This window comes from Flavobacterium aquidurense, assembly GCF_001404985.1.
Taxonomy (GTDB): domain Bacteria; phylum Bacteroidota; class Bacteroidia; order Flavobacteriales; family Flavobacteriaceae; genus Flavobacterium; species Flavobacterium aquidurense_B.
The window spans coordinates 161,089-167,477 of record NZ_JRLF01000008.1; the positions used below are offsets into that span (position 1 = coordinate 161,089).

Here is a 6,389-nt window from a genome sequence, read left to right on the forward strand (position 1 = left end):
TTTCGGACAGCACTGACTTAAAAAAAAATTAAGATGAAAAAATATATACGAAACTATATAGCATCAATATCAATGCTTACTCTACTTTTAGGATCTTGCCTAAATAGTTATGCTCAGGACAAAAAACAAGAAATTTCAATTTCAGTTGGCGGACCTTCTTCATTTCTAAAGTATAATACACCAGGAGACATCGTACCCGGAAACGGAATAAATGCAGGAATTCGTTATTCTTACTATTTAAATGAAGGATTAAGTATTGGAATTGGGGTAGAATATCAGACCTATAATTCTGATGTAAAATTTCAGTCTATTGGCGGACAATATAATACTGTTGATTCCGAAGATGAGGCTTTTCAATTTAGATACAGAGCAACAAATTTAAGAGAAGAACAAAAATTAGGATACGTAAATATTCCAATTGGTATTCAGTTTGAAACTGAGGGATCATCAAAGTTATATCTTGCTGCCGGTGCCAAAATAGGATTTGCCACAAGTGGAAGTTACGAATCAAAAATGGACAATCTGACTACCAGCGGTTATTATCCGCAATATAATGTTACATTGTTTTCTCCTGCATTTGCCGGTTTTGCCAGCACAAACAATGTAAAAACAAGCAAACAGGATATTGATACAGAAGTATCTTATTCAGCAACTTTTGAAACGGGTTTAAAACAAAGCATTGGAGACAGAAGTGCTATTTATATTGGAGTTTATTTAGACTATGGTTTAAATAATATCTACGACAAAAGCAACAACAAACCTCTGGTAGAATATACTCCGGAATTGCCTGTTGTACTAAAAAACAATAGCGTACTTGACTCTCCGTTCGCAAATAATGTCAGATTGGTATCATACGGACTCAAATTAAGATTCGCTTTACGTTAAATTTATATGGTTTTATTCTGTAAGGATGAATTAATTAAGCCGGTTTCATGGGGGGAACCGGCTTTTTTATTTGTAAAAAATGCTGTTTTTTTAATGGATTTATTATACGTCTACATTCTATCTCACCCCTCTGGGGTTTAATAAACGCACGTATTCTATTTTCTATAAATATGACATCCCGCTGGAATTTAAAAATTCTATGGAATTCATATTATCAAAGCTCCAGCGGAGCGCAATATTTATAGCCAATGAAATGTGTGCGTCAATCAAAGCTCCAGCGGAGCGCAATATCTATAGCAAAATGAAATGTGTGCGTCAATCAAGCTCCAGCGGAGCGACACCTTTACTAAATAGCCATAAAAAAAGCTGCAAGGATCACTTGCAGCTTTTCAAATTAACAATTTTTAAAAAAATTAATAACAACAGAATACCATTTATTGCATTGAAACAATTACAAATTCACTTCTTCTGTTTAACTGATGTTCCTCTTCTGTACAAGCTACATTATCAGAACAATTATTTTTCAATTGGCTTTCCCCATATCCTTTTCCGGACATTCTATCAGCCGAAATTCCTTGTTTTACCAACCACTCAATTGTTGATTTTGCTCTTTTGTTAGAAAGAATCATATTGTATTTTTCAGTTTGTCTGCTATCTGTATGAGAACGAACATCTATTTTTATATTTGGATATTGTTTCATAACGGCTAAAACTTTCTCTAATTCAAAAGCAGCTCTTTCTGTAATAAATGACTTATCGAGATCAAAATAAATAATCGGAATATTTAATGTTTTAGCTAAATCTGTTCCAACACCAATTTGCTCAATTTGCTTATCCAGTTTTACATTTAATTCTGCTTTATCATTTGATGGCTGAATTGTAATTGTATTTTCATTGGTTTCATAATCTTTCTTTGCGACTCTTACCGAATATGTTTTGTTACATTTAACATCGAAATTGTAAGTACCGTCCGTACCTGAAACTACCTCTGAAATTTGCTGAAATTTGTCGTCAAGCAACATCACTTTTGCATCACCCAAAACTTCATTCGTTTTAGCATCTAATACAGTTCCTGATAATTTTTTTTCACAATCCAGTTTTCTTGTCTCTGTAAATTTATAAATATCATCATTCCCTATTCCGCCTTCTTTATTTGATGAGAAAAAACCTTTTCGTGTATTACTGTCTATTATAAAAGCAAAGTCATCAAACTTAGTATTTACCGGTTCTCCAATATTCTGTACCTGATCAAAAGTGGAATCTTCTTTTATTTTTGCTACAAAAATATCCAACCCTCCCAATCCCGGACGACCGTCGCTGGCAAAATAAAGTTCATTATCTGCGGCGATAAAAGGGAAAGTTTCTCTTCCTTCAGTATTAATTGAGGCACCAAGATTTTCAGGTTTTCCAAACGTTCCGTCTGCATTTATAGTTACACTATACAAATCAGATTGTCCGAAACTTCCCGGCATATCAGAGGCAAAATACAGCTTTTTTTCATCAATGCTCAAAGCCGGATGCGCTATACTATACTGATCACTATTAAAAGGTAAAGCAATAACATTTGTCCATTTATCATTTACAAAATCTGCTTTATATAACTTTAATAAAGTAATTCTCTTGTTGTCTTTTCCTTTTTTTCCACGAAGGAAATTGTTTCTTGTAAAATACATTGTCTTTCCGTCTTTTGTAAAAACCGGAGTAGACTCATTGAATTTCGAATTAATTTTTTTCTCAAATCGAATTGGATCTTCTAAACTTCCATCTGCTTTTAACTCGGCAGCAAACAAATTAGTAAATGATTTGTTTGTCCATTTGAATGTTTTTCTGGCAACATTTCCCGTATCTCTTGCAGAAGCAAAAACAAGTTTATTATTATAAACCGTACTTCCGTAATCAGATTGTTTCGAATTGATTCCGGCATCAGATATTTCGAACCTGCCTGAATTTGACTTAATCTGTTCCAGGTAGTTTTTATTATTTTCAAATAAAACTCCTCTTGAATCTGTCTTGACTTTAGCATTAAAAATCTCAAGCATCTTATCTGATTTGGCATAATCCCCAACAGATTTTAAAGCCTGTGCATATCTATAATAATATTCTGGTTCCTGCTGATTATTGAACGCAAATAAAGCATCATACCACTTTGCAGCTTTTGTTAATTCAGCATTAAAATAATAAGCGTTTCCTAATCTCTGGAACATTTTCTCCTCTTTATACCCGCTTTCGGCTACTTTCTCATAAATAGAAATAGCGTCTACATAAGCATATTGATTGTACTCTTTCTCTGCTTTATTTAATACTGTTTTTTGGGCCATTCCGTTAAAGAAAACAGAAGACAAAAAAGCAGTATAAATTAAATTTTTAATTTTCATAATTAGAAAAATCTTGGTGAAGTTATTCGGCCATATTTATTTAAGAATTCAAAACGCAGGAATATCTCGTGCGATCCTGAATTATAATTTACCAGTTTCGTTGTTTCGCGATCATAAGCATAACCTATGTATAAACTATCCGTTATCTGAAACCCTGCTAATGCACTTACCGATGCGCTCCATCTGTAAGCAACACCAATTACGAATTTATCGTTGAACATAAAATTTGCAGATGCATCGACTTGCAATGGCGAACCTTCGACCATTTTGGTTAATAAGGCCGGTTTGAATTTTATCGTTTCATAACGATCCAGATCAAATACGTAACCTGCGATAAAATAATAGTTGATGCGGTCTTTGTATATCGCGATATCATTATCATCGTAACGATTGGTCTGAATAAAATTTGGAACAGATAAACCTACATAAGCTTTGTCTGTGTGCCAGTATACTCCTGCCCCAACATTGGGTGTAAATTTATTTTCGAAATCCTGAAATTGCGGATCTCCCTGATTTTCCGGTCTTAATTTAGTAGGATCCAGTTTAAAAATATTAGCAGATCCTTTTATACCAAAAGAAAGTTTAGCTGTTGCTGATGTTGGAATCGAATACGAAAAGTCCGCCGATAAGTTATTCTCATTTGTGGGACCAATTTTATCATTAACCAATGAAACTCCAAGTCCAACATTATTCCCAACCGGTGTGTTTACAGAAAAACTACTTGTTTCCGGTGCTCCGTCTAATCCAACCCATTGTGTACGATACAATCCAAAAACACTCATAACGCCTCTTGAACCGGCATAAGCAGGATTTATATTAATGGTATTATACATGTATTGTGTAAACTGCGCATCTTGCTGAGCAAAACCTGCAACGGAACAAAACATTAAAATAAAAACTAATTTTCTCATTTATTTTATTTTTAAATAATGGCTTAGCCGTAACTAAGCCATTTTAATTTGTATAGTGTTACTTAGTAAGGTATAAATACCCTGCTTCCTGATGCGGATTAGACTGCATATCTTTATATTTGATGATGTAGTAGTAAGTTCCTTCAGGTAATCCATCTGAGTCTTTAATAGTAACACGACCTTCTGATATACCTCTAAAAGCGATGTCATTATTATTATAATGATCTCTTTCGAACACTAAAACTCCCCAACGGTTATAGATCTGTACCGTATTATCAGGATAACATTCCAGACCTTGTACATAGAATCTTTCGTTCTTTTCATCTCCATTTGCAGAAACAGCATTAAAGATTTTGATCACACAACCACTTAATGTTATAACAGTTGGTTTTTCTCCATTCACATCGCTTGAATCTGATTTGTCAATCACAATAATTCCGCTTTTCGTAATTCCTGATGCAGTTGCCTGATTGCTTATACTTCCTGCAATTACATCTGCCTGAGTTAAGGTATAGATTCCTGTAATAGAGGAGTTATCACTTTGACCAGCGCCTAAAGTAATTGGGCCTCCGCTCATCACGATTCCTGGTAAAGGATCAGCGACTAATATGTTTTCAAGATCAACATTACCTTTGTTCGTAATCGTGAATTCATAAGTTAAGGTCTCTCCTGCTTCAGCATATCCGTTATTGTTAGTATCATTGAGTACCACTGTTTTTACAATTGCAATTGCCGGAACTTCAACAAAAATCTTAACTGTTGCAGTACTGCAATTCGATGAATTTGCTACTTCGCATATTTGATATGTTAATGTATAATTTCCACCTTTTGTACCTGGTGCTACATCAAGCGTACCATCTGCATTAATAGTAATTCCTTTTGGTAAATCCAGACCTTTTAAAATAACATCTGAAGGTTTTACAGGAACACTATTCAATTTATCATTAGCAAGAACGTTGATCACTTCTAATGCACCATTAAGTCCGTCAGCAAGCGTTACATCATCATCATTACCAGCCTGAATACCAAAAGTTGGCATTGCATTACAGCCCGATATTGCCGAAGGATAATTTACAACCACAGATTTTGTAGGGTTTAATGTAAACTGCATTGTAACAGCCGGTCTTGTCAATTCAAAACCATCATTTCCTTGTGTCCATTGTCCATTTACTAATACCCATCCCGGCCAGTCTGTTGGGTTGTTATTACCATCAATAGTTGCTCCAGGCCACAATACGTTACCATTAAGTGGCATATTGCTTTGTGTTGCTACGATGTTATTAGCACTATCTATCCAGTTGATTGTTAATAAATCTGTTGGAGTAAAATTATCTGCTGTTACACTATAAGACACATATGGTGTATTATTAGAACAATAACTATTTGCTGTTATCGTCATAGTAGGCGAAACAACCTTTACTGAAACTGTAGCAGGACTACAATTAGAAGGATTCGCTTTTTCGCAAATTTCATATGTCAATGAATAAGTTCCAGCCGGTGCATTTGGAGCTAACTCTACTGTACCGTCAGGTTTTAAAGTTAGTATTCCTGTTGGATCCGGCGTTGGTATATATAGATTAACGTCTAAAGGATCTAATGGACTATTATTTAAAGTATCATTATTAAAAATATTTGTAACCGTTACCGTTTTATTGATTCCTACAACTGAGTTTATAGGATCAGATACTGCAATAAGAACTGTTTTATCAATAGTAATTGTTATTACTGCCGGAGTTGCATCGATCGCTCCGTTATTATCAGTCGCTGTAAAAGTAAAGGTATCATTACCTGAAAATGCCCCGCTTGGATCATAAGTAAGCATAGCAACTTCTGATGGTGTAAGTATTTGATTTACTGAAACCGGTGTTCCTGATAAGGCTAAAACTCCATGAGAAGGTAAGCTTAAAACAGTATAACTTACAATTGTACCATCAGTATCTGTAGCTTTTAAAGCATTGACAGGCGTTGCTCCTGCTCTTGAAGGAATACCTGCATTAGTATCATCTTGAGCAACTGGTGCATTATTCCCAACCGGAATTGTGATTGTGGCACTTGGTAAAGCTACAGCACCTAGATCATCTGTCGCAGTAAAAGTAAAAGTATCATTACCTGTAAATGTTCCACTTGGATCATAAGTAAGTAGCGCTGCTTCAGCCGGTGTTAAAACCTGATTTACAGTTACCGGAACTCCTGCTAATGCCAGAACTCCGTTTGCTGG

The 6,389-nt window shown here is 34.9% G+C and carries 4 protein-coding genes; 1 reads left to right on the forward strand and 3 read right to left on the reverse strand.

What is annotated here, in order from left to right; all coding sequences use genetic code 11:
* Nucleotides 1-33 precede the first annotated feature (33 nt).
* Nucleotides 34-885, forward strand: coding sequence for an outer membrane beta-barrel protein (locus RC62_RS06010; protein WP_055093581.1), 852 nt, complete (start codon nucleotides 34-36; stop codon nucleotides 883-885).
* Nucleotides 886-1,319: 434 nt separating this feature from the next.
* Here the strand turns inward: RC62_RS06010 and RC62_RS06015 are convergent, their stop codons facing one another.
* The 3 genes from RC62_RS06015 to RC62_RS06025 all read right to left on the reverse strand — a co-directional run.
* Entirely contained in the window at nucleotides 1,320-3,260 is a 1,941-nt protein-coding gene (locus RC62_RS06015; RefSeq protein WP_055093582.1) for an OmpA family protein, read from the reverse strand.
* Between the two features lie 2 nt (nucleotides 3,261-3,262).
* Nucleotides 3,263-4,171, reverse strand: coding sequence for a type IX secretion system membrane protein PorP/SprF (locus RC62_RS06020; protein WP_055093584.1), 909 nt, complete (start codon nucleotides 4,169-4,171; stop codon nucleotides 3,263-3,265).
* Between the two features lie 58 nt (nucleotides 4,172-4,229).
* Nucleotides 4,230-6,389: gliding motility-associated C-terminal domain-containing protein (locus tag RC62_RS06025; RefSeq protein ID WP_157472387.1), on the reverse strand; the 2,160-nt coding region annotated here is incomplete at its 5' end.